This is a genomic window from Actinopolyspora xinjiangensis (genome assembly GCF_900104475.1).
Classification (GTDB): Bacteria; Actinomycetota; Actinomycetes; order Mycobacteriales; family Pseudonocardiaceae; genus Actinopolyspora; species Actinopolyspora xinjiangensis.
The window spans coordinates 41737-66085 of record NZ_FNJR01000019.1; the positions used below are offsets into that span (position 1 = coordinate 41737).

Annotated in this window: 17 protein-coding genes; 7 read left to right on the top strand and 10 right to left on the bottom strand. The window is 68.9% G+C overall.

All coding sequences use genetic code 11. The features are described 5' to 3' along the window. The first annotated feature begins 85 nt into the window (after positions 1 to 85). The 3 genes from BLQ75_RS21720 to BLQ75_RS21730 all read left to right on the top strand — a co-directional run bounded on the left by BLQ75_RS21720 (position 86) and on the right by BLQ75_RS21730 (position 3325). Complete coding sequence (locus BLQ75_RS21720; RefSeq protein ID WP_092604530.1) at positions 86 to 1048, top strand: aldo/keto reductase; 963 nt, start codon at positions 86 to 88, stop codon at positions 1046 to 1048. A gap of 310 nt (positions 1049 to 1358) precedes the next feature. Further along, positions 1359 to 2117: an SDR family NAD(P)-dependent oxidoreductase gene (locus tag BLQ75_RS21725; protein ID WP_092604531.1), complete on the top strand. Its 759-nt coding sequence runs from the start codon at positions 1359 to 1361 to the stop codon at positions 2115 to 2117. 173 nt (positions 2118 to 2290) lie between these two features. Continuing rightward, positions 2291 to 3325 carry an NAD(P)-dependent alcohol dehydrogenase gene (locus BLQ75_RS21730; RefSeq protein ID WP_092604532.1) on the top strand — a complete coding sequence of 345 codons (1035 nt, stop codon included), beginning with the start codon at positions 2291 to 2293 and terminating at the stop codon, positions 3323 to 3325. Positions 3326 to 3392: 67 nt separating this feature from the next. Here BLQ75_RS21730 and BLQ75_RS21735 read toward each other — a convergent pair whose 3' ends face one another. Next, a complete protein-coding gene (locus BLQ75_RS21735) occupies positions 3393 to 5066 on the bottom strand; it encodes a TM0106 family RecB-like putative nuclease (protein WP_092604533.1) in 1674 nt (557 codons plus the stop codon). Positions 5067 to 5339: 273 nt separating this feature from the next. On the opposite strand from BLQ75_RS21735, the gene BLQ75_RS21740 reads away from it, so the two are divergent. Further along, entirely contained in the window at positions 5340 to 5948 is a 609-nt protein-coding gene (locus tag BLQ75_RS21740; protein ID WP_211481548.1) for a DUF6474 family protein, read from the top strand. A gap of 242 nt (positions 5949 to 6190) precedes the next feature. On the opposite strand, the gene BLQ75_RS21745 is transcribed toward BLQ75_RS21740, so the two are convergent. The 3 genes from BLQ75_RS21745 to BLQ75_RS21760 form a co-directional block, all read right to left on the bottom strand. Beyond that, on the bottom strand, positions 6191 to 8023 hold the full coding sequence (locus BLQ75_RS21745; RefSeq protein WP_092604534.1) for a BCCT family transporter: 1833 nt from the start codon (positions 8021 to 8023) through the stop codon (positions 6191 to 6193). Between the two features lie 767 nt (positions 8024 to 8790). Beyond that, on the bottom strand, positions 8791 to 9717 hold the full coding sequence (locus BLQ75_RS21755; RefSeq protein WP_244515852.1) for a phosphotransferase enzyme family protein: 927 nt from the start codon (positions 9715 to 9717) through the stop codon (positions 8791 to 8793). A 62-nt stretch (positions 9718 to 9779) separates the two neighbouring features. Then, entirely contained in the window at positions 9780 to 11162 is a 1383-nt protein-coding gene (locus tag BLQ75_RS21760; RefSeq protein WP_092604536.1) for a helix-turn-helix domain-containing protein, read from the bottom strand. A 510-nt stretch (positions 11163 to 11672) separates the two neighbouring features. Between BLQ75_RS21760 and BLQ75_RS21770 the strand changes: the two genes are divergently transcribed. Beyond that, a complete protein-coding gene (locus BLQ75_RS21770; protein ID WP_043569550.1) occupies positions 11673 to 12011 on the top strand; it encodes a hypothetical protein in 339 nt (112 codons plus the stop codon). 897 nt (positions 12012 to 12908) lie between these two features. Here BLQ75_RS21770 and BLQ75_RS21775 read toward each other — a convergent pair. Further along, positions 12909 to 16109, bottom strand: a complete 3201-nt coding sequence (locus BLQ75_RS21775; protein ID WP_244515854.1) for an L-tyrosine/L-tryptophan isonitrile synthase family protein — start codon at positions 16107 to 16109, stop codon at positions 12909 to 12911. 519 nt (positions 16110 to 16628) lie between these two features. Here BLQ75_RS21775 and BLQ75_RS21780 point away from each other — a divergent pair. After that, positions 16629 to 17276 carry a TetR/AcrR family transcriptional regulator gene (locus BLQ75_RS21780; protein WP_092604538.1) on the top strand — a complete coding sequence of 216 codons (648 nt, stop codon included), beginning with the start codon at positions 16629 to 16631 and terminating at the stop codon, positions 17274 to 17276. Here BLQ75_RS21780 and BLQ75_RS21785 read toward each other — a convergent pair. Further along, positions 17246 to 18529 (bottom strand): alanine racemase, encoded by a 1284-nt coding sequence (locus tag BLQ75_RS21785; protein WP_244515855.1) that lies wholly within the window; start codon positions 18527 to 18529, stop codon positions 17246 to 17248. The genes BLQ75_RS21780 and BLQ75_RS21785 overlap by 31 nt on opposite strands. Positions 18530 to 18615: 86 nt before the next feature. Between BLQ75_RS21785 and BLQ75_RS21790 the strand changes: the two genes are divergently transcribed. Next, the gene (locus BLQ75_RS21790) at positions 18616 to 19950 is read left to right on the top strand and encodes a D-arabinono-1,4-lactone oxidase (RefSeq protein WP_092604539.1); all 1335 of its coding nucleotides are present in this window, start codon (positions 18616 to 18618) and stop codon (positions 19948 to 19950) included. A 229-nt stretch (positions 19951 to 20179) separates the two neighbouring features. On the opposite strand, the gene BLQ75_RS21795 is transcribed toward BLQ75_RS21790, so the two are convergent. From BLQ75_RS21795 to BLQ75_RS21810, 4 genes are all read right to left on the bottom strand, one after another. Further along, positions 20180 to 20989, bottom strand: coding sequence for an ESX secretion-associated protein EspG (locus tag BLQ75_RS21795; RefSeq protein WP_092604540.1), 810 nt, complete (start codon positions 20987 to 20989; stop codon positions 20180 to 20182). Between the two features lie 228 nt (positions 20990 to 21217). Continuing rightward, a complete protein-coding gene (locus tag BLQ75_RS21800) occupies positions 21218 to 22657 on the bottom strand; it encodes a hypothetical protein (protein ID WP_244515856.1) in 1440 nt (479 codons plus the stop codon). Positions 22658 to 22670: 13 nt separating this feature from the next. Beyond that, the gene (locus BLQ75_RS21805; protein WP_092604541.1) at positions 22671 to 23294 is read right to left on the bottom strand and encodes a DUF3558 domain-containing protein; all 624 of its coding nucleotides are present in this window, start codon (positions 23292 to 23294) and stop codon (positions 22671 to 22673) included. Between the two features lie 17 nt (positions 23295 to 23311). Continuing rightward, complete coding sequence (locus tag BLQ75_RS21810) at positions 23312 to 23644, bottom strand: hypothetical protein (RefSeq protein WP_092604542.1); 333 nt, start codon at positions 23642 to 23644, stop codon at positions 23312 to 23314. Between the last annotated feature and the right edge of the window lie 705 nt (positions 23645 to 24349).

A 24349-nucleotide genomic window follows, 5' to 3' on the forward strand; every position in this document is an offset into this window, starting at 1 on the left:
CGGTCACCGCGGTACTGACGCGACCGGGCGGCGGTGGGAGAAGACCCGTGACGCGAGGTCGCGCGCGCGGCTAGAGTCGGATCTCGTGGAACAGCGACGTCTGGGCGACTCCGGCCTCGTGGTGAGCGCCGTCGGTCTGGGGTGCAACAACCTGGGCAGGCCGGGCACGACGACCGAGTCCCCGCGCGGTGCGCAGTCCGTGGTCAACCGCGCGCTGGATTCGGGCATCACCTTCTTCGACGTGGCCGACGTGTACGGCTCACCCCGGGGACGCAGCGAGGAACTGCTCGGGCAGGCCCTGCGGGGGCACCGCGACCATGCCGTCATCGCGACCAAGTTCGGGATGGACATGCAGGGGTCCAACGGGCCCGACTTCGAGGCGCGCGGTTCCCGCCGCTACGTGCGCCGCGCGGTGGAGGCGTCGCTGCGGCGGCTGGACACCGACTGGATCGACCTGTACCAGCTGCACCGTTCCGATCCGCTGACCCCGCTGGACGAGACGTTGTCCGTGCTGGACGACCTGGTCCGGGAGGGCAAGATCCGCTACGTCGGGCACTGCAACCTCGCCGGGTGGCAGACCACGGACGCGTCGTGGACCGCCTCGCACCGCGGGCTGACCGGGCCGGTCTCGGCCCAGATCCACTACTCGCTGCTGGAGCGCGAGGCGGAGCGCGAGGTGATCCCGGCGTGCGCGAAGTTCGGGGTGGGGCTGATCCCCTACTTCCCCCTGGCGAACGGACTGCTCACCGGCAAGTACCAGCAGGGGCAGGAACCTCCGGCCGGCAGCAGGCTCTCCGGCCGTGAGCGGCTGCTGGCCGACGCTCCCTGGGAACGGATCGAACGGCTGCGGGAGTTCGCGGGCAAGCGCGAGATATCGATGATCGCCGTCGCGGTCGGCTGGTTGGCGGCGCAGCCCACCGTCGGATCGGTGATCAGCGGTGCCACCTCGCCGGAGCAGGTCGAGACGAACGCCTCGGCCGGGCAGTGGCGGCCGAGCCAGGCCGATCTCGACGAGATCGACACGATCTGCCCACCCGCCTACCGGTGACGAGCGGGTATCGCTCGACAGTCCCCACGGCGTTCGCGACGCGGCGTGAGAACCGTCCACGACGATCCCACCGGGAGAACACCCCACGACAGGAGCGGCTGACAGACCCCGGATTCTCCCTCGGCGCTCCCGGCGCCCCCCAGAAACCGGCACCGCCGCGGGTTCTCCCGTGCGGCTCTCGCGAGGAAGGCCCGACGTCGTGCGGTACCTGCCCGATGTCGGGACTGGCCGGAGCGGGAGCCGTGCGGGAGGTTCCGCCACGCAACCACCCCGGACAGGGGCAAGCAGGAAACCTCGACAGGAGAGAGACATGTTGTTGAAGGACACCGCCGCACTCGTCACCGGCGGGGCCTCCGGGCTCGGCGCCGCCACGGCGCGCGAGCTGGCCGCCAAGGGCGCCCGCGTCTTCGCGCTCGACCTGCCGGACGCCGTGGCGAAGGCCCCCGAGGTCGACGGCGTGACCTACACCGGCGCCGATGTGACGGACGCGGAGCAGGTGAGCTCGGCCGTGGAGCTGGCTGCCGGTTCGGGGCCGCCGCTGCGCACCCTCGTCAACTGCGCGGGCATCGGCCCCTCGGCGCGAGTCGCCGGGCGGAAGGGGCCGCACGACCTCGACCTGTTCCGCAAGGTCGTCGAGGTCAACCTGGTGGGCACCTTCAACACGCTCCGGCTGGCGGCGGCCGCGATCGGCGAGACCGAACCGGACGGGAACGGGCAGCGCGGCGTCGTCGTGAACACGGCCTCGATCGCGGCCCACGACGGACAGATCGGGCAGGCCGCCTACGCCGCCTCCAAGGGTGGCGTCGCCAGCCTGACCTTGCCTGCGGCACGCGACCTGGCCTCGGCGGGAATCCGCGTGATGACGATCGCCCCGGGCATCGTGGACACTCCGATGCTGGCCACGGTGGGCGAGGAGATCCGCGAGACGCTCGCCGAGGGAGTGCCGTTCCCCAAGAGGCTGGGAACTCCCGAGGACTACGCCGGGCTGGCCCTGGACATCATCGAGCACGACTACCTCAACGGCGAGGTCATCCGGATGGACGGCGGGCTGCGGATGGGGCCCAAGTAACCCGCTTCCCCCGAAGCGTCCTCCACGCGGGCGCGGGCGGACTCGGCGTGCGCCGGGAGGCGCGGGGGCGACCCCCGGCGCCGCCCCCGCGCCCGTGGAGCACTGCGGCGACCGCGCCGATACCGCATGATGCCAACGGCAGCGATGCGAAGGGGTGTGGAATGTCGCGCACTATGAAAGCCGTTCAGTACCGCCGGGTTGGGAACCGACCGGAAGTGGTCGAGGTGGAAATTCCCGAACCGGGTCCCGGTCAGGTCCTGCTCAAAGTGGACGCGGCCGGGATGTGCCACTCGGACATAGCCGTGATGAGCTGGCCCGAGGAGGAGTTCCCCTACTCGCTGCCCCTGACGTTGGGCCACGAGGGAATCGGCACCGTCAGCGCGCTCGGCCCCGGCGACCACAGCTGCGCCGAGGGCGAGCGGATGGCCGTCTACGGTCCCTGGGGCTGCGGACTCTGCCACATGTGCGCCCAGGGCAAGGAGAACTACTGCGACCACGCGGCCCGGTTGGGGATCCGCCCGCCGGGGCTGGGTGCGCCGGGCGCCATGGCGGAGTACCTGCTCGTGGACGACGAGCGTCACCTGGTGCCGCTGGGGGACCTGGACCCGGTCGAGGCCGCCCCGCTGACCGACGCGGGGCTGACCCCCTACCACGCGATCAAGAAGTCGCTGCCGAAACTCGTCGGCGGTTCCACCGCCGTGGTCATCGGCACGGGCGGCCTCGGCCACGTGGCGGTGCAGCTGCTGCGCGCCCTCTCACCCACGAAGGTGATCGCGGTGGACGTCAGCGAGCAGAAGCTGGAGTTGGCGCACCGGGTCGGCGCGCAACACACCGTGCTCTCCGACGAGTCGGCACCGGGCAAGGTCCGCGACCTCACGGCCGGTTTCGGCGCCGAGGTGGTGTTCGACTTCGTGGGCAACTCCGCGACCACCGCCATCGCGGCGAAGTGCACCCGCACCGAGGGTGATCTCGCCGTGGTGGGCATCGGCGGTGGCACGGTGCCGGTCGGGTTCGGCTCGATGCCGTTCGAGGTCTCGGTCTCAGCGCCGTACTGGGGGTCGCGTTCCGAGCTGATCGAGGTGCTGGAGCTGGCCCGGGCCGGTTCGGTGCGGGTGCACGTGGACTCGTTCGGGCTGGACGAGACCCCCGAGGTCTACGAGCGCTTCCACCGGGGCGAGATCCCCGGCAGGGCCGTGATCGTGCCCTGAGCGACCGCTCCCCCGCCGGGGTCCGGTCGCGGCTCCGCCGGGCCCGGTGGGGGTGTTCCGGTGCCGGTCACAGCTCCCCGGTGTAGGGGATCTCCCGCACTCCTCCCGAGGTGATCCAACGGCGGATCGCCAGGGTGGCCCGCACGTCGTCCTCGTTGTACTCCAACAGCCGTCCGCGCTGCTTGTCCTCGGGCGGACCACCGTCGAAGCCGACGGCGTCGCGGTACCAGCGCATCGAGTTCTCCCCGCCCGCCTCGGCGTCGCGCCAGGCGAACCCCGCGCTGGGCGCGATGACCTTCAGGCCCTTGCCGTTCGGGCAGAGGAACTGGTCGCGGACCACGGCGAACACGTCCACCCACTCGGGCGAGGTGATGAACTTCCGGACCTCCTCGACGGTGGGGATGCCGGGTTTTCCCGCGAACCGTTCGGCCGAGCTCAGCATCCAGCGGTTCTCGGCGAGCTCGTTGTAGCAGTAGGCGCGGAAGGTGAGGCCGCGCTCGCGGGCGGCGCGCCGCACCGAGGTGAACCAGGCCCAGAACTCCGCGAACGAACGAGCCTCGTCGTCGGAGGGCAGCGGGTCCCAGGTGACGAACCCCCTGTAACCGGTCCCGAAGCCGAGCAGTTCGGCCGTGTCGGTGCTCCGCCCGCCCTCGTCACGCGGGTAGGAGAGCAGCGTCCCCCACAGGTACGCCCCGGAATCGGCGTAGCTCTCCATGTCCACGTCGATCTCGACGTCGCCGCGCGGAACCGTCACCTCCGGAACACGCCGCACCAACGGAAGGTCGCGCAGCCAGGCCCTGGCCAGCAGCACGGCGTCGCCCATCCGGTTGGCGGGAAGCGGTCGTCCCGACCTGTTGTCGGGGGAGAGCTCCGCCAACTCGTCCACGGTGTTGACCCCGACCCCGCGAAGCCGCACCGCGTCGTCACCGCGCACCACCAGGCTCACGTCGCGGGCGGTGCGCAGCTGCTCTCCGCAGACCGGCCACCAGGGGCAGCCCTTGCACTCCAGCACGCGGGTGGGCTGGGCCAGCGCCTCGTTCCGGCTCGCGGCTGCCTCGGCCACCGCGAGCCGGTCGGCGAACCGCTCGTCGTACTCGGCGAGCACGCTCCTGCCACCGGACCAGGTGCGGGCCTCCAGGTCGTGCCACAGCACGGTGTCGGCGTCGGAGCCGATGGCCCCGCCGAACTTCCTGCCGGTGCTGTGCATCCCGCAGGCCTGCAGCAACCGGACCAGGTGGGCCAGCCGGAGCTGGTCCCTGGCCTGCGAACGAGGCTTGCGGGTGGGGTCCTTGCGCGCCGATTCGGGCCTGGGATCGGTCAGCGGGGAGATACGGGCACCCTTGCCCGGGTCGGTCACCTTGTGACGGACCACGAGCACTGGGACGTAGCCATCGCCGCTGCGTACCAGCAGATCCACCGAGCCCTGTCGGCCGCCCTCGCGGTCCAGCGGCAGCTGCGCCCCCGATATGTAACCGGCACCGGCGCACATCGCGGCGAGGGTTTCCTCCTCGCGCTCCTCGGTGCTCGCCTCCCGGGGGATCTCGGTCCAGTCCGCCCCGAGGGTGCCGCCGAGCCACTCGGCGAGTTCGCGCCGGTACTCGGCGGCGTCGGCGATCCGCTGCTCCGCACCGGGGTCGAGGGGCGCGGTCGGCGTGCCGATCATGGTCGGATCGTGGTCGAGATGTACGCGACGGCGACAGCGCGTCACCACATCGCCATCCAGCAGCACCTCTGAATCCACGCTTGCAGGGTATGTCCTAACTCCGACGAGCGCGTCCATCACCCCGGTGAGAGATACGACAATCACTCTTCCGGCTGGTAGAAAACCCTGGACAGGGCAATGGGAAGCCGCCCGGTGCGGCGAACGGCACATGACTCGTGCCCACGAACCGGAAAAACACCCAACACGTAAAGTAATCATCCGCTCGGTTCGCTGTAGCGACGAACGGCGGTACTTCCTAGACTGATCGGAGCAGCGTCTGCTACTCCGATCGCCCCGGAGGTGTTCGTCGGCATGACACGTACCCAGCGAGCGCGAGGCGCACCGACGGCGCGTCGGGATTCCGGACCCGGACGCCCCCGGGATGGGGAGAGGGGAAACTGCCGGGAGGGCAAGGACCCCGAAACCGCCAAGCAGGAGGTCAAGCTCGCCAAGCAGCGCCTCAAGGCGGCCCGCAAGGGCGAGCTGGGCAGGGTCACCCCCGGCAACGCCAGGAAGGTCGTGGGGGTCGTCAGGGTGATCGGCCCGGTGCTGGCGCCCTACGCGGCGCAGGCCGCCTCCGCCGCCAGGGAGACCTACGAGCGGGCGAGAGCCCGCAGGCTCGGGGTGACCGTGGCGGAGGTGGACCGCTTCTCGGGGCGGGGCGCCGCCCTGCACGCCCGCATCGCCGGCGACAGCGCCGCCCTGCGGGACCTGCGTGAACAGGGTGTCCAGGATGACCCCGGAAACGAGGTGCGGGAGTTCGTGGACTCGGCGCAGCGACGCCTGTCGGAGCTGGCCAGCACGGTACGCGCGGCCGAGCGGATGCCCTCGGGCAGGCGTCGCTCGGCGCACAGGGCCGTGCGCGGGGAGCTGGGCAGGATGGAGGACGACCTGCTGCGCCGCTTCCAGGCGAGCGAGTGAGGGATCGTCGGCCCGGCTCGCCCGAGTGGTGCTGTGGCCGAATCTCTGGCACGGCTCCCGCCGCGGTCGTGCCCGACATCGGACAGTGACTACACAACGTCGGACCTTCCTCGCGAGAGCCCGCGGCGGTGCGGGCCGCGGGCGTGGTGGGAGTTCGGCACCGCGTCGAAGCGGGGTGTCGATCTCGCGAGAGATCGACACCCCCAACGGACACGGCCCGCCCCCGACCGGGTCTTACAGCCCTACCGGTCCTGCTCGGCGGCGTCAGCGCCCGCCGTCGGAGATCCGGCGGAACCACCGTCCGACCGTTCGCCGTCGTCCTCGGAGATCTCCAGCTCGAAGTTGCCGTCGTGCCGCCGGTGCCCCTTGACCACGGCCCGCTCCAGCACCTCCGCCCCCTTGTCGGCGCGGAGCGTGAGCGGGTCGGCGCGCAGGTCCTTCACCAGCGCCACGCACATCACCACCATCACCACGGTGAACGGCAGCGCCCCGATGAAGGTCAGATTCTGGATACCGCTCAACGCGGTGTCCCCACCGTGTCCGATCACCAGCATCACCGCGGCGACGGCCCCGGTGGCCGCACCCCAGAAGATCACGACCCAGCGCCTGGGCTCGATGGACCCGCGCTGCGAGAGGGTCCCCATCACCACCGAGCCCGCGTCGGCCCCGGAAACGAAGAAAATCGCCACCAGCACCATCACCAGCACCGAGGTGACGGTGGACAGCGGGAGCCGCTCCAGCACGTTGAACGTCTGGGTCTCCGCCCCACCCTCCGCGACGGAGACCCCGTCCCGGGCCAGGCCGACTGCCGCTCCGCCGAAGATCGCGAACCAGATCACGCTGACGACACTGGGCACGAGCAGCACACCGCCCACGAACTGCCGGATGGTCCGCCCCCGGCTGATCCTGGCGATGAACATCCCCACGAAGGGAGTCCAGGAGATCCACCAGGCCCAGTAGAAGACGGTCCACGTGGACAGCCACCGTTGCGTCCCGCTACCACCGGTGGCTCCGGAACGCGAAGCCATTAGCCCGAAGTCGCTGAGGTAGGTGCCCAGCGAGGTGGGGATCAGGTTCAGCATGAACACCGTCGGCCCCACCAGGAACACGAACACCGCCAGCAGCGCGGCGAGCACCATGTTGATGTTGGACAGGTACTGGATCCCCCTGGCGATGCCGGACACCGCCGAAGCGATGAAGCAGACGGTGAGCACCACGATGATCAGTACCAGCACGACGGTGCTCGCGCCGTCGATCCAGCCCGCCTCGCTGAGCCCGGTGCGGATCTGCAGGGTTCCGATCCCCAGCGAGGCGGCCGAGCCGAACAGGGTAGCGAACAGCGCGAGCACGTCGATGAGCTTGCCGAGCGGACCGGCGGCGCGGCGCTCACCGAGCAGTGGGGCGAAAACGGCGCTGATGAGCTGTTCGCGCCCTTTTCGGAAGGCGCTGTAGGCGATCGCCAGCCCCGCGACCGCGTAAATGGCCCAGGGGTGCAGTGTCCAGTGGAACAGCGAGGTCGCCAGGGCGGTGCGAACGGCGTCGTCGGTGGCGCCGGGCGCCACGACGGCCTCGCCGTCCGGCCCCGGCACGGTGGGAACCGTCGCGGGTGGTGGTGACACGAAGTGCGAGAGCGGCTCGCTGACGCCGTAGAACATCAGCCCGATCCCCATTCCCGCGCTGAACATCATCGCGATCCAGGAAACTGTCCGGAACTCGGGGCCTTCGTCGTCCCGGCCGAGCGGGATGCGGCCGAACCTGCTCACCGCCAGGTAGAGCGCGAACACGACGAAACCGGTCGAGGCGAGGACCAGGCTCCAGCCGAAGTTGCCGATGAGCCAGTCCAACGCGCCGCCGGACCAGTCGGCCAGCGATTCGGTGGCGAAGCCGCCCCAGGCGACCAGCGCGAACATGATGAGGGCCACCGTTCCGAACACGATCCGGTCGGTGGCTGGACCGTCGTGGCCGTCCACGGACGGAGTGATCGGATACGCGGTGTTCCCGGGGCTCTCGCCGGGTTCCGGCTCACCCGCCCCGAGTCCTTGCTGTTCGAGTGGAGTATTCGTGGACACAGGCATCGGCGCCACCCGCCAGCGGTGACGCCCCCTCCTCTCCGGTGCTCCGATGGTCGTCGGAACCCGCGTGCCGAGCCGGTGGGAGCGTTCCGGGCGAACGGATCGCGCAGCGGTGGCTGTCGACCGGTCCGACCGTCGAACGGAATCCCCCGGGACTCGCGGACAAGCTCCGACCCTCCCTCCCGGAAGATCACTTCGAGTGGTTGGAACGCTTCATTGCGACGCGCCACATCGCGAACCGGATCTGAATCAGACGAAAATGTGACATCGAACACATTTACATGGGACACGAGGGCCGATCCCACCGAGGCGGGAACCACTCCCTGCGCGCGCCCGAGTGGCGAAGCGGGAAACGAGACACTACGCTTCGCCGACGAACGCGGAACAGAATCGAAGCCCCACCCGTCAGCCGAACCGAAGTTCGGCAAAAACCGAACAAATCATTCCACGATGCGAAAAGAAAGCCGTGTCGTTGAACGGTCGATTCTCGTCGGTGAGTTGCCGGACTTCGGCCGCGCCGATCGAATTCCGGCCACGACATGACGTGTCCGGTCGAGTTCACCCGGTACACCGAGAGCGACGAAAAGCCCGTTCCCCTTCGGGACACCGCGCCTCCGGGGTGAATCCCGGCGGACACCCCAGGTCAGCAACACTCGCGCCGACCCGCGACCACTCCCTTTCCAAGCAGGGGGGAAACGCACGGCGACCCAGGGGCGAGTAACCGGCGCCGCGGCCGCCCGCACGGAATGCGAACCCGCGTACCCGCCGTTTCAGCGGTAGGGGAACCAACGCACGGTGAAATCCCGCTCACGCATCGAACTCAACCGACGATAAAACTCGTCGGCGATCCCCGGATTACCGCGAAGATTCGGCAGCACACTCATGGTTATTTTGAGTTCGCGCAAGTCCCGCAGAACCGGGAAACCCGGCCAGTCGGTCACGTCGAAACCGTAGGCCTCCACGAGCTGCCGATACGCGAGCGGCGAGCGCCCCAACCGCAGGTAGCCCACCGCCATGGGCGTGAGGTCCCACTCCGGGGGCCCGGCACACAACGAGTCGAAGTCGCACAGCACCGGCCCGTTCGGCCCGACGATGACGTTGCCCAGGTGCGCATCGCCGTGCACGGCGCTGCGGGGGAGCACGAACTCCAGTTCGGAGAGCCGCTGTTCGACGTCGTCGCAGTGCCGCTTCAGGAAATCCCGGTCGGCGCGGTCGAGCTCGCCCTCACCTTCCGCCAGTCGGCGCCGCGCGTCGCCCATCGGCTGCCACTCCGGAACCGAAGGGGGCTCCCCCAGGGAGTGCAGTTCGCGCAGCAACTTGCCCAGGTCGTATCCCGTGGGCTCGACACCGGAGTCGGAGACCTCCTCCCAGAGGGTGGCGACGTGCCTGCCCACCCGCACCGGCTGGGAGATTCCGGGGTACAGCCGCACTGAGTCCACATCGTGCTCGGCCAACCAGCGGGCCACCTCGACCACGTTGTCCGCCCGGTAGGCCAACGAGGGGGAGAGCACGATCCGCACCACCACGGGGTGCTCCCGCAGCAGGAAGACCCCGTTGTTGACGAACCGCAACAGGCGTGCACCACGGTGGTCGAGACCTGCCTCGGCGCACACCCGGGCCAGCACCGTTTCGAGTTCGGGCGGAATCTCGGCAGCGTGTGCCGACTTCGGCGGGAAAGTCATGTCGGCCGGTGTCATGTCGTGTCTTCTCGGTGTGGTCGAACCGGTTCCACGCTTCTTTCGACCACCGGTGGTCGGGATCAAACCGAACGCGCCTCCCGGAAGGTACGGACCTGCTCGGCGAAGTCACGCGCGTCCGGGTTCATGGTGTGTTTGGCCGCCTCCAGCTGCAAGGGTCGCAACCGGTCGGGAACCCTCGCCGACTTGACCAGCGCACCGAGTTCCAGCGCCTGCCTACCCACCTTGATCCCCTGCTGGACGTCGCCCGACCTCATGTGGTTGGTCGCCTGCATGCCCAACATGAACACGTGGCTGCGCTGCATGTTGTCACCGTACGACTCGTTACTCTTGAGCGTCTCGGAGACCGCGAGCGGGGCGTAACGCTCCGGCGTGAACTCCGCGAGGGCGTCGTAAACGGAACCGGTCATGCCGTGCAGATCGTGCCGGTTGAAGAACTTCACCCAGTCCGGTTCCTCGTTGAGGTCGGCCCTGGCGAACTCGTCCCTGGTCCGCCCCAACATCTTCTCGACCTGGTCGGGGCGGTTGAGCATGCCGTAGGCCCAGCCCTCGTTCGCGCACATCACGGCGACCGTCAACGCCGAACCGGAGTCCTGCGCGGCGATCTGCCCCAGCTGGAACAGCTTGAGTGCCTCGTTCGGCTGCTGGTAGTGCAGGTACACCCGCCCCATGCGGTAGAGCACGTTGGCGACCAGGCTGTCGTCGTTGGCCTGCTTCGCGAACTGCAACGCCTTGCCGAAGTGACTGCGCGCGGGGTCCATCAGCCCCATGTCGAACGACGTCCACCCCGCGAGGCTGTGCATGTCGGCCAACGACACGAACAGCCGCTGCTTGACGTGTTCGGAGCAGTCGGCGTGCAGCAGCTGTCTCGCCCAGTTCAGCTGGGCCACGACAGCGTCACGGCAAGTCCCCCCGCCGTGCCGGTAGTCCAGATCACGCAGAGCCTTGGTCGCCGCCTGAATCTGTTGAACGTCGGTCATGCCGATGCGTGACGGCGCCGGAGTCTGGGCGCTGGACAACATCCACTCCCCCTCCTCGGCACCGAAGACAGAAGCCCCCATCGCAACCGCCGCGGCATGGGTAAGAAACTTCCGACGCTTCACCGTCTCGTCCTCCTCAGCCGGGGAGCCACTCGGTTCGTGTTCGGTGGCTCTCACTGCCATCGCCCCGTCGTAGGCGAGGCCCATGTACCCCCTCGGGACGCCGAGACCATCCGCGATCCGGGCCAGCACGTCGTAGGCGATGACCTGCCTGCCCTTGAGGATCTCCGAAACCTCGGACTGCGACTGGCCGGTAGCCGCGGCGATCTGACGCTGCGAGACACCGTGCTTGCGCAACAGCTTGTAGATGTCGCTGATGTCGCGATTGGCCAGTGCTTGGCGCATCTCCCGCCCCTCCCAGACCTCGGGTGTAACGAGAGAACCGCTCGAACCGATGGTGTTCATTTGAAGACCCCTCTAAGCTTCTCGGGCGTCGATCGCAGATTAAGGCTCCGCCCAACAGGCGGTGAAGTCGATATCGTGCGTCGGTGATCGGTGGCGCCGAAGTCCGTTGACCGCTCATCGCGCGGTACGTCCGGTCGTCGCCCACCACCTAGCCAGTCGGCGGTTGTTCGTTCCAATCTAGTCATCGAGCAGGCAACCGAGCACCGAAAGGGCATCCGAGAAGTGGATTCCTTCCAGCAGTCCGGCGAACCGGAGTCGGTGGGACCCGTCCCCCGACCGGAAGACCGCCACGACGACTCCGGGGAGACGGCCGGGGCGAATCGACTGCGGGTGCGGTGCCGGGGAGTGGACCACACCCCCCGGACCCTGGAGGTGCTCCTCGATAGGGACAGGGTGGTTCTCGCCGGACCGCCCGGTGCAACCGCGGCGCTGCCGACCGACCGCGTCGGTCAACTCAGCTCCGCGCTGCGGTTCGCCGCTGATCAGGCGAGAAAGTGACGGTGACGTACGGTGGACGCGATCCTGGGACAGGTTCTGCGCAACGCGGTCTGGGAGCGACTCGATGTGCTCTCCGAGCTCGCCAACCGCGCGGATGCGTCGTCCCTGCTGTCCGTAGCGCGCTCCGAGATCCCGCGGCTCACGGCGGGGTGGCGGACGCTGCTGACCGCACACGAACCGGACGAACGGGGCAACTGCCCGGAGTGCTCGACCCGACTGCGCCAGCGCAAGGCACCCTGCGCGGTATGGCGCTCGGCCTACGAGCACCTGGTGGCCGGTGGCCTCGCACCCCGTCCCGCACGGCACCTGCGCCCGGCGCAGGCCCTGCGCCGCGCGGCGCCGGTGCCGTAGGACTCGGCGGGCTCGGTCACCGGACACCACCTCCCCCGAACTGGTTTCGGACCGAGTCCCCGCCGACTGACCGGTGATCGGCATGACGTGCCCCCCGACCACGGCTATGCCGATCACCGGTCTCCCCCGTCCCCCGACAGGTGCGACGGCGGGAGTGGGACCACACCGTGGTGACAACTCCCGTGCGCCCAACAACTCCACAATGCCTTACAACAGCACAATATGAAGGTACGAACACCTTTTCGGGCCAACGATTTCACCGAAAAGATCGTGCTCTCCGAGACTTCCGCGGGCCGGTACCGGCGTACTCCCCTCCCCCGAACCGGTGCCGGCTCGCGGATTCCAGCAACTCCGTCGTTGAGGAACTCCGCTGCTCAACCATCAACGACGACGGAGTCGAACCGGGATTCCGGCACTCGTTTCCCCCCTGGCGAGTACTGGAATCCCGGTTTTTTCGAATATGGACGGTGTCAGCGCCGTACGTGGTCGGTTACCGGCACGTGAGGCGGCGCCTCGCGGCGTTGGGCCTGGTGGTGAGTAGCGACCTGTGCGGCGAGCGGCCCGGCCTTGCAATGCATCCGACTCACGCACCGGGGACAGCCACGCTGTTCGGGGTATGACGGCTGGCGCGACTCCGTGACTCGGCCGTTATAGCCGCTCAATCGGCGAAGCCTCTCGCGGGCTCTCGCTACGGCCAGGCTCGACATCGGGTAGTCAACACGACGTCGGGCCTTCTTCGCGAGAGACCCCGCGACGATGCCGACCGCGGACACGGTGGGAGTTCAACCCGCTGGAGCGGTTGGAGTTCGGCACCGGCGAAACACGCACTGCTCAGCCGCATGGCCCTGTTTCGGCGAATGGTCCGACAATCTCACGCTCAGCGTCACAAGGGGCGGATCACTTGCGGCGCAGTCGGGCCTTCTCCCGCAGCGATTCGTCCAACCGGGTTCCCGACATGCGCGTCCCCCGAACAGGGAGCCGGGCGTACTGCGGCGGAACCATCATCAGTGGTTGCCTCGGCCCCAGCAGCGGCGAGAAGGCGGGAACGAACCCCTGGTCGATCAACGACACCGCGAAGTCCACCGCCACGTAGCCCCGGCTGTCCAGCACCCCGGTCCCCTGCCAGGGAAGCAGTCCTGAACCTCCCAGGTAGGTGAATCCGCAGCGCCCCTTGGTCACCGCGCTCACGGTGAGCCGAACCCTGGGGTCGAACAGCTTCTCGTAACCGAGTTCCTCGTCCACCCGCATGGTGGACAGATAACGGACGGCGTTGTGCCAGGCGCGGCGGAGCACCGCGACGCGCGCCTGCCGCAGCCGCGACGCGAGGCGGGCGTCGTCGAGGTTGTACACGTCCGCGTAAACCCGCCTGGCCCAACCGAGCCGGTCCGTGCCCGACGGAGTCGGCACCGGCACGGAGTAGACCATGGACATGACCATCTCGCGGAACAGGTACAGCGAACGCGCGGTGATCTCGGAGTCCGGCCCGAGCTGCGCGTCCGCCCGGTCCCGCACCCGGTCCAGCGTCCGCAGCGGCTGGTCGGTGATGTCGAGCCCGCGCAGCGCCTGTTCGAGTGAACGCCGGAAGCGCTCGTACATCGCGGGGCGGAGGTCGGTCACCTCCCGCCCGAACCGCTCGGTGGCCAGCGAGTCGATCTCACGGATGGACACGCAGCCGTCGAGGCCGACCATCGAGGCGTACTCGTGCAGCTTGCGGGTGTAGGCGGCGGTCACCGAAGCCGGGCGGGGGCGGAAGTGCCTGCCGTCGGTGAGGATGTTGAACCGCAGCCCGGGCGGGTGGACGCCGCGTGCCGCGCGCTGCAGCTCGCGGAGCCGGATCAGCCCGCCGAGCTCGGCGAGGTCCGGCAGCGGCCCGCACGCCTTCAGCCGGTTCAGGGACTGCTTGACCGGGAACCCGAGCAGCATCACCTCCACGGGTTCGCCCCGCGTCACGAAGTGATCGGCGTCGCGGTGCATGTCCGCGACCAGGTAGTTGGACCGCGAGCCCTTGAGGAACTGCTTCCTGGTGAACACGTGGTGCAGCGCGCCGACGGTGCGACGCGCGCGTTCCGCCGGATCGGCGACCGGCTCGTCGGCGGCGAACTTCGCCACCGCCCCCCGTGCGGTTCGCTCGGCCGCTCGGTCGGCGTCGTCGAGCACGGCCTCCACCATGGACATGGTTTCCGCACTGGTCAGCCGTACCGCCCAGCGCCAGGAGCTGCGGTTCTCCCGCAACGAGGCGATCTGGAGTTCTTCCAGGGAGTGCGTGTTGGACAGCACCGGTTGCGCCCGGGCGGAACGCCGCCAGGGCGAGGTCTCGAAGCTGGAGATCACGGGAGCTCCGTCCTCCGACGACGAGCGGGAGCCCACAGCGGTGTCGCGGTTGCCGTTCCGCTGCCGGGGGAGATCACCGTGCGTGGACACCGCCACGGTCAACACCCCGGCGAGCTCGCCGCTCCTCCGACCGGTGGAGGCGGTGTCGAAGACCGCCACGACGTCGGCGTCACCGAGTTCGCGCAACCTGCACACCGTCCACTCCACGGCCGTGCCCGCACCGTTGCCCGGAACCCGGATCAACTCGGCCTCGGGCATCCCGGCGCGGTCCAGCAGCGCCCGCGCGTGCTCGTAGTCGCGCTCGGACCCGAGTACGCAGAAGACCACCCTCCCGCCCGCGTCCCGGACGTCCCAGACGAACCTGGGCAGTCCCGAACCGGTCGTGGCGGTGGTCCGGATGTCCAGTTCGGCCAGTTCCGCGGTCGGTGGATCCCACACGGTTTCCGGAGGCCGGTGGGGTTCCCGTCCCCGATCAGTCCGGTCGGAGGTAGTGGCGTGCTCCTCCTGGCCGCCGCTGTCCACGCGGCGGCGGTGCGGTTGTTCGTCGAGCCCCGCCGGACGGGTGACCGCGTCGAACCCCGGTCGAGTCCGGGAGTGCTCGGGCCCGGACTGCTCCGGGGTGGAGACGCGTTCCGGCAGCAGGCCGCACGAGGCCACGTCTATGACCACGGCGGGCTGACCGAGATCGCGGTCCCACCTGCGCAGCCGGGTGCGTTCCTGCACGGTGCGCAGCACCCTCCGGAGCAGCTCGTCCTGTTCGGCCGGAACGGTGTGGACGAAACCGCGCAGCGGGTGGTCGCCGGACAGCACGTCGGCGCTGCCGGTCTCCAGATCGCGCAGTTCGGCGGCCATAACCCGCCGCATGGCGGCGCGGAACTCGCCGCGCCGGGTCCGCTCGTGCTCGGCGAACTCCTCGCGCTCGAACGTCTCGGACAATCTCCAAAGCGTGTGGACCAGTTCGCGCACCCCCTCGTGGACCTCACCGGCGGTGACCCGTTCCACCTCGCGCACCGCCGTCCCGGGGGTCACGACGAACCGTCCGGTGGCCTGTGTCTCGGGGGAGAGCTCCACGGCGAGAGTGTCCGCGCTCGGGCACAGCAGCATCCCCCTCGGGCTCTCCAGCGCGAGCCGGAACGCCCGCAGCGGCGGCCGGACGAAGTGTTCGAGGAAATAGCGTGCGGCGTTCTCGCGACGCTCGAAGCGGTTGGTGATCACCTCACGCAGCAGCGTGTGCCCCAGCGCGGGGTCGGTCCGCAGCAGGGCGGGCAGCCGCACGGCGATGGTTCCACCTGGGAAGGCCGGATGGGCGGGGACCGGCTCGCCCAGCCGCCCCGCCACGCCGTCGAGGAAGCGGGGTTCGGCGGTGGCGCAGTGCATCCGGGCCGCCGGATCGTCGGCCAACATCCCGGCGAACCCGAGCCATTCGGCACCGGCGTCCTCCGGCGCTGGACCGCCGTGCTCCGGATCGGCGCGCTGCGGGTCCAGGATCTCGGTGAGCAGGGCCAGCCAGGCCGGGTCGCGGCGCCTGCGGGTGAGCCGCAGCCGGATCAGGACCCGGTAGAGCTGTCGCCAGGTCGGGGGGCTTCCCAGCGAAACCCCGGTGCCCGCGCGTCGTCCGACCAGCTTGCTCATGCCGTCCTGCCGGACGACGCGTACTCCGTACTCGCCACCCGCGAGTACGGAGTTGGCCAGCGCCACGTCCAGCGGCCACGTCCCGAACGGCGGGGTCGTGTTCTCCTCGGGGTCAAGCCGGGGCCGACCGTCCAACGGGTATCTCCTTGCTCTTCCTCCGGCCGCGGGCGGAGACGCCGGGCTCCGCGATCGGGCCGCCCGGTTCGGGACGACCTGTGCGGAAGGGTGCCGGGGTCGCGGACAGCGATGCGTACGGTCAGACAACACCATGTGCCACCCCGGAACCGCGAGAGTCAACCAACGAGTAATCGTGCGGGGGACTCCCGAACCGCTCGGGCGCAACGGATCACGCTACTGAGTGATCTTTTTCGCCGCCAATGTGACGGGGTGCATAATCGCGGAACGCGATCCGGATCGTGCGTGGGGCCCCGCCGGCGCCGGAAGGGTTCGTCGGAGCGATGACGGCGGCGGCCGGACGGACGAAAGATCGCTGCTCACCCTATCGACTGACACTCTGAAGGACCGCTCAGGAAGCATGATCGCTGCAAGAGCGCGAGACTAGGCAAGCCGTGCCGCTTGCCAGGCTGGCCCCGGCGGCGCGCCTCGGACTCGGTCCGGGAAAACCTGGAGCTCGGATACGATCAAGGAGTCACCTTGCCCACCGAAGTAGCCCCGTTGCGCCGCAAGCCCGTTCAACAACGCAGTGCCCAGCGCGTCGAACGAATGCTGGAGTCCTGCGCGCAGCTCATCGACGAAGTGGGCTACGACGGGCTGACCACGACGCTGATAGCCGAACGAGCCGGTGTCGCGGTCGGCTCGCTGTACCAGTTCTTTCCGGACAAGCGCGCGGTCGTGCAGGAGCTGACGCTGCGCAACCTGGACCGCTTCGTGCAGACGGTCTCCGAGCGGCTCGACCGGACCGAACTCGCCCACTGGTGGGACGCCGTGGACACGGTCTTCGACGTCTACCTGGGGATGCACCGGGAGATCCCCGCGTTCAGCAAGCTGCACTTCGGCGACGTGGTGGACCTGCGGTTGCTGCACGAGACCAAGGACAACAACGCGGTGATCGCGGAGAAGCTCACCAACCTCATCTCGGAGCGGTTCGGCATGACCGCCGGGGAACTGGAGCTCCCGCTGTCGGTGGCGGTGGAGGCCGCCGACGCGGTGCTGCACCTGGCGTTCCGGCGCGCGCCCGAGGGAGATCCGACGCTGGTCAACGAGGCCAGGGAACTGGTCCGGGGTTACCTGTCCAGCAGGATCTCGGAGGATCAGCCGAAGGACTTGCCCGCACCCCGGTAAGTGGCGACGGCACCGGTCCTGTGGTCCCGCCCCGTTTCCCCGGATTCGAGCAGGTGGTACTCGTGGAGCCGCTCGGCCAGCTCCCCCGCCTTGGCGTGCCGGAACCAAACCCGATCACCCGGCCGGAGCCCCCGTGCTCCCGGCCCCACGACCGGGGTCTGCACCTCCCCGGCGCCCTCGGTTCCGGTCAGCCGCAGCCCACTCGGCAGGTGAGGGGTCGGAAGGCGGTCCGCGCCGACGGCCCCGGAAGCCGTGTATCCGCCGGAGAAGAGAGTGGCGGTACGACGTCCGGGACGACGTACCACCGGCAGCGCGAACAGCACCGCGGGCAGCGGGCGGAACGCCTCGTAGGTGTCGAACAGGCCCGGTCCTATCAGTCCGGAACCCGCCGCCACCTCGGTGACGGCTCGTTCGGTGCTCGTCGTCTCCAGGCTCCCGGTGCCGCCACCGTTGACGAACTCCAGCGGGCAGAGCTCACCGACGGTCTCGGCCACAGCCGCACGACGACGGGCGAGTTCCGCGGCCGAACGCCGCCGCACCCAGCGCACGGCAGCCGCGCGTAGCGGCTGCCCGGGTGGGGCGTCGCCGACTCCCGCGATCTGCCCCTCGTAGAGCATCAGGCCGACGAGCCGGAATCCCTCACGTCGCAGGATCTCCCGGGCCAGCTCGCGCGCCTGCCGCGCCGACCGCACCGGCGAGCGCAGCGGCCCGACGTGCGACCGCTCGACGAGCTCGGCTCCGAGGCGGGGGACGCGTTCGGCCACCGATCCCTCCAGCGGGCGCCAGGCGGCGTCGACCTCCAGGCAGATCCGCAGCCGACCGCTCCTGCCCGGGGCGGAGGCGGCGCGCTCGACGAGGTCCAGCTGGGTCGGGGAGTCCACGGTGAGCGTGATCGCGGCGGCTGCCGCCGGGTCCGCGGCCAGTTCGGCGAGGGCGGCGCGGTCGGCGGTGGGATAGGCGACCAGGAGGTCGTCGGAGACTCCCAGCCGGTACAGCCAGAGCGCCTCGGGCAGGCTGTAGCACATCAGCCCGGCGAATCCCGGCGAGCGCAGCGCGCGGCGAATCAGCTCGGGGCAGCGCAGCGACTTCGTGGCGAGCCGGATCGGCTTTCCGGCGGCCCGTCCGGCCAGCTCGGCGGCGTTTCGGTCGAACGCGGCCAGGTCCACCACTCCGAAGGGTGGGTCCAGCTCGGCGGTCACGGCGTCCAGACGTGCCGCGGAGCGGGCGATGGTTGGTGCTGCCGACGAGGTCACGCATTCAAGGTAAGCCCGCACCCCTTGTTACGCGAGAGATATTCACATAATTTTCCGTCAATCGGCAGCGGAAGGACGATGCGGTCATGACGAGCACCCGAACCACTTGGTCGAACTGGGCGAACACGGCCGTCGCCCCCGACAACAGGACGGCACGGCCCCGCCACGCCAACGACCTCTCCCGACTCGTCACCGAGGCCCGCGCGAACGGCCACGGCGTGCGCCCGCTGGGCTCCGGCCACTCGTTCAGCGACATCGCCGCACCACTGCCCGCCGACCCGCACGAGGAAGCGGTGGCACTGGACATGTCGGAGTGGAGCGGCATCACCGATGTGGACCGGGACCGAGGCACGGTCACCGTGCGCGGCGGCACCCCGCTGCACCTGCTCAACGAGCAGCTGGACCGGCTGGGGCTCGCGCTGCCCAACCTCGGCGACATCGACCGCCAGACCGTGGCCGGCGCGATCTCCACCGGCACCCACGGCACCGGGGCGGAACTGGGCGGACTGGCCACCGAGGTCCTGGCGATGGAACTGGTGCTGGCCGACGGCTCCACGCTGCGCTGCTCGCCCACCGAGGATCCCGAGGTGTTCGACGCCGCCCGCGTCGGGCTCGGCGCGCTGGGCCTGATCAGCACGGTCACGCTGCGCTGCGTACCCGCGTTCGCCCTGGCCGCCGAGGAGCACCCGCGCGAGCTCGACGAGGTGCTGGGCGAGTTCGACCGGCTCGCCGCCGACAACGACCACTTCGAGTTCTACTGGTTCCCGCACAGCACGCACACCCTGGTCAAGCGCAACAACAGGGTGTCCGAGCACGAACGGCCCCGCCCGCTGCATCCGCTCCGCTCCTGGCTGGAGTACCGCGTGCTGGAGAACGGCCTGTTCGGACTCGCCTGCGAGTTGGGCAGGCGCAGCCCCGCTACGGTGAAGCGGCTGAACCGGATCTGCGGCGCCACCTGGTCGGGACGCTCCTACGGCGACACCTCGCACCGGGTGTTCGTGACCAGCAGGACGGTGCGGTTCGTGGAGAGCGAGTACGCGGTCCCGCGCGAACGGCTGCCGAAGGTCATCGAGCGACTGCGCGGCGCCGTGGGGCGGCTGCGTCACCCGGTGATGTTCCCCGTGGAGGTGCGGGTGGCCGCCGCCGACGACGTCTGGTTGTCCACCGCGCACGGACGCGAGACCGCCTACGTGGCGGTCCACCAGTACAGCGGGATGCCCTACCGCGAGTGGTTCGACGCCTTCGAGGGAATCGTGCGGGAGGTCGGTGGCAGGCCGCACTGGGGGAAGATGCACGGGCTCACCGCGGCGGAACTGCGCGCGGGCTACCCCAGGTTCGACGACTTCCTGCGGGTACGGGACCGGCTCGACCCGGAGCGGGTGTTCGGCAACCCCTATCTGGCGCGGGTGCTGGGCAGCTGAGCCGGGGGCTCCGGCCGGGCCTCCCGGCGCGGAGCTCCGGAGGCGGCGGCGATCTCTCACGAAATCGCCGCGCCACTTCGGTGCGCTGCCGACCCACCACCAGCCGCGCGGTCGGCGCCGCCGCGGGTCCTGCCGCGAGTACGGCCGGAGGCGTCGTCACGGATCCGCCACCCGATGTCGCCGGCGCTCGCTCACCAGACGCGCGGTGCAGCCGGGCCGGAGGGCGAGCTCAGTCCCGGCGGAGGTGTTCGAGCATCTCCTCGATCTTGGCGGTGACCTTGCGCTGGTCGGCGGGGGCGACGGTGAACCACTCGCGGCCGTCGCCGCCCGCGCTGCGGTGCGTCATGTAGCAGCCCTGCGCGGTGCGGAAGACCTGCAGGGTCACCGGCAGCTTGTGGGTCCTGTTGACCCTGCGGTCGTGGCTGCGGGCGGTGATGAGGGCCTCGGTGGTGCGCGGGGTGGTCATGACGTTGGCCAGTACCCGCGCGTCGTTCTGCCGGATGCCGGAGGCGGCCAACGCGCTCACCGCGCTGCCGGAGGGGTCTGCGCCCATCCGTTGCCCCGCCTGCTTGAGCAGCTCGGTGGGTACGCTGGCCGAGCCGCCGGGCAGCGGTTCGAGCTCACCGAGCAGTTTGACCGCGTTGCCACCGAGCCCGCCGTACTCCTGGCGGTCCAGCAGGATGTTCTCCGCCGAGGCGGCTTCGTCCGCGTCGGCCTGGTAGGCCCGCAGCGTGCCGCGCCCCTGCTCGACCAGCACCGCGTTGAAGCTCTCCTCGTCGTCGCGCACCGCCAGGCCCACCGCCAGCGGCGGATGGGCGAGCAGGTGCCAGGCGTCGTCCAGGAAGGGGTGCACCTCGTCGGTCTGGAGCAGCCCCTGCTGTCGCAGCTCGGCCCGGCCCTCCTCGGGGATGCGGACCCGTTCCGCCTCTTCGAGCTGCACCGACAGCATCCCCACCCGGAGCAGGGGGTGGAGCGTCAGGTCGTAACGCTCACACAGGTAGATGGCGGCCGCCGGGCCGACAGAGATCTGGTTCCGCACCGTCACTTCCGTTGCTTTCTGGGTTCCGCGCGCCCGTCCGTCCGGGCGCGGTGTGTGGTCGGGGCGAGCTCGCGCGGGCGTTCGGTGCGGATGCCCGGACACCCGTCACCCGGCGAGCGATCGTCCCGGTTCGGGATCGGACCGGCCGTCCCGATGTGCTCGCGGGACGGCCGGTGGCCTCGCCCCGCTCCAGCGGGACTTCCGATGCGACCGAGGGCCGGATCTCGGTCAGCGGCCCTGCTCGTAGGGGGTTTCGCCGAGCACCGGCGGAGCGACACGCTGCATGTCGTTGGTGAAGACGTCCTCGTCCTCGACCAGCCAGCTGGGGCGCTCGTGCTGCTCTTCCTCACCGCCGGCCTGGCGGGCGCCCGCACCGGCCATCGGGGCGCCGCGCATTCCGCCACCACGGCCACCGGCCGCGTTGGTCCCGGCCGCCACGGTCGAGCCGCTGCCCTTCGGGCCGAACGAACCGGTCCCGGAACGGCCACCGGCGGCGGGCTCACCGGCTCCGGTGCCGCCGAGACCACCGACACGGCCCGCGTAGCCACCGCCACCACGGGCGCCGCCGAGGCCACCGGAACCACCGGCACGGCCGGTGTAACCGTCGCCACCGCGTGCACCGCCGACGCCGCCCGAACCACCGGCACGGCCCCCACCGGAGAGTCCCGGGGGGCCGTTCGGGGCGGGAGCCCACCGACCGTTGTACGGGTTCTGCCGCTGCCAGCTGCCGTCCGGGCCCTGCCGGTAGATGGTGCCGTCCGAGCCCCGGATCGCTCCCGGTGGCAGACCGTTGCCCGAGGAACCGCCCGTAGAGGGGTTCACCCACGCCGAGCCGGAGCTCGCGGGCGGCTGCGAGGTGTAGGAGCCACCACCGACGCCGGAACCACCGGAGGGAGCGTAGGAACCGCCACCGACGGCCCCTCCGCCGACGGAACCGCCACCGACACCACCGGAACCGGCGGTCCAGGCCGAGGACGAGGAGGCGGGCACCGAAGAGCCCGATCCCGCGCCGCTGCCGAAGGTGCTGCCCGCGACCACGCTGCCCGCGCCGGGGCCGTAGTCGGCCTGGCGGGAAGCGTCGGTGTCGGAGTCCTCCGGCGGCTTGAACTCGGGCAGGCTCCGCGTCGCGGAGGCGGTCTGCTCCTCGTACTGGGCCATCACGCGGTTGGCTTCCTCGTTCGTGGCCCGGTAGCGCTCCTGCTTCTCCTCGTAGTCGCTGGTCCAGCCCATCAGCGGGATGTCACTGACCCCGGTGTCGTCCGCCCAGTTCTTGTCCGGCGGCTCCATCTGGGCGGGGCGGCCGTCCGAGAGCTTGCCGCCCTCGGCCGGAAGCTCCTGGAAGGTCTTGTGCTGCGTGCTGGCCTGGTCGTCCAGCGAGTTCTGAACCGACTTGCAGAAGTCGGCCGCGTTGTTGGCCACCGGTTTGATCGCGGACACCGACGACCTGGCGATCTCGGCAGCGCGGCCCTCGTGGGCCTCTTCAGCCTTAGTCAACGCGGCGTCGACTGTGTTGATGATGCTCTCGAACTTCTGCGAAGCGACATCCAACGCCGTGGACCCCTGGCCGCTCGGCGTAGGAAGCTGGGCAGCATCCGGCGTACCCGCCATCTTGGCCCGCAGGTCCTTCGCCTGGCTCACGTAGCACTTCATGGGAACAGAAGAAGACATTACCCCCACCTTCTTACTTCGCCGCGGGCCACGACGGCAGCGACAGCTTCAGAGCCTTTTTCGCGGGCACGCACGGATCTTTTTTCCCCGTGTCATCAGCAGCAACAGTGGCAACCGACCCTACTACCTGATCCCGCTTGGAAGCCAGAAAAACAGAACAAGTGCCACTTTTCATCGGATCTTGCTTCGCCGCGACAACAGCGGAATGACCAGATATACTAATTTTTTCAAAAATTTTATAAATTGCTTTGTTCTCGTAATAACTAGCTATTTGACGATCATCAAAAGCAGCCAGCGACACGGAAAGGTCCCCATCGAGGGAATCTCCGTACTTGCAAGAGTCCTCGACATCTGGGTCAAGATCGTTTTTTCTGCGCTCACCAGACGGTTTTATTCCAAGCTGCGTCGCTGCTTCAGGACTCAGCAATTCGCAAACATCGACACCGGTAGCATTCTTCGGGGTAGAAACATCCACACCACTCCCCTTTGAGAAAGGAGGAGTCGAATTTACGCCATCTTCAGAATCCGCACCATTTCCTGAAACTCCACCGCCGGAAGAACCAAACGAACAGGCAGCAAGCACCACGCCTAGCACAAGACAACTAGCAGCAAGAAAAAGGTGCCGAATCTTACTCATAGTATTGAACAAGATACTCAGCTTTCCCTATCCGTATTCCGCTGAGCGACCGACGCGTTGTCCTCAGCAAGACCATACTCTCTCAGCACCTCTTTGTATGCTTCTATCTTCTTGTCAAGCTTCAAACGAATATCGTTAGCAGCCGAAACCAGCGACCCCTCGCTCCCGCTCATACGAGCTTGGAAGGCCTGGCGCGCACTGTCCGTAATGTCATCTTTCGCCGTAAGTTCATCGGGCCCGATAAAACTAGAGCTGGTAGCAAGCTGATCAGCCTCATCGCGTGCTGCTTCGAGGTCCTTGACGGCTGCTTGTAGTTTCTCGTAGTCGACGCCGAAACCGTCCTGGCTCACGTCTGCTTCCCCCTAGTCCCCTGGGCCATGATCCGAAACCGGGCCACATCCTGCCGGATCGGCGCATGCCACGTCAGCAGAACGGCCCCACTATCACTATGACGATCGACACTCTAACGTGTTCCGGAAAACACGCTGCGATCACTCGAACGGCCCAATCCACCCCCGGTGATCCCCCGCACGGGTAAGACACTGGGGAACTCTCAGCCACTCGAAGTGCGCACCAGCCGCGTCCATCGGCCAGCGCGGTCTCACCGACAAGTTCGATGTAGTGTTGATAGCGTCCCTCCGGCCGATCACAGGCCGCGACGGGCAAAACATGACCTGGAGCCGAATTTCGCTGGTCAACAACGCGTTTTCGAATGCAAACGACAGACAGCACGGCATCCGGTCACACTTCGTGAATCTTCGCTGATACCACTCGCTGCTAGAATCAAGATCGACAAGCTGAGCGACCCGAGTCACACACCGGCAATACGCCGACGCTCAGTGCGAAGCCATCTCAAGGGCGCCGCAGCGCGAACCGCACTGACTCTGCCGAGGAAACCTTCGGAAACCAAACGAATCGTTACCGGAAAGTTGCTTCAAGCCTTCCCTTCCTGCTCCCCGATCCTGCCGTTCAAGCCAACCAGCACCAGACCGACGGCCAGCAAGCAACGCTCAACCAGCCGCGGGCCACGACGGCAGCGACAGCTTCAGAGCCTT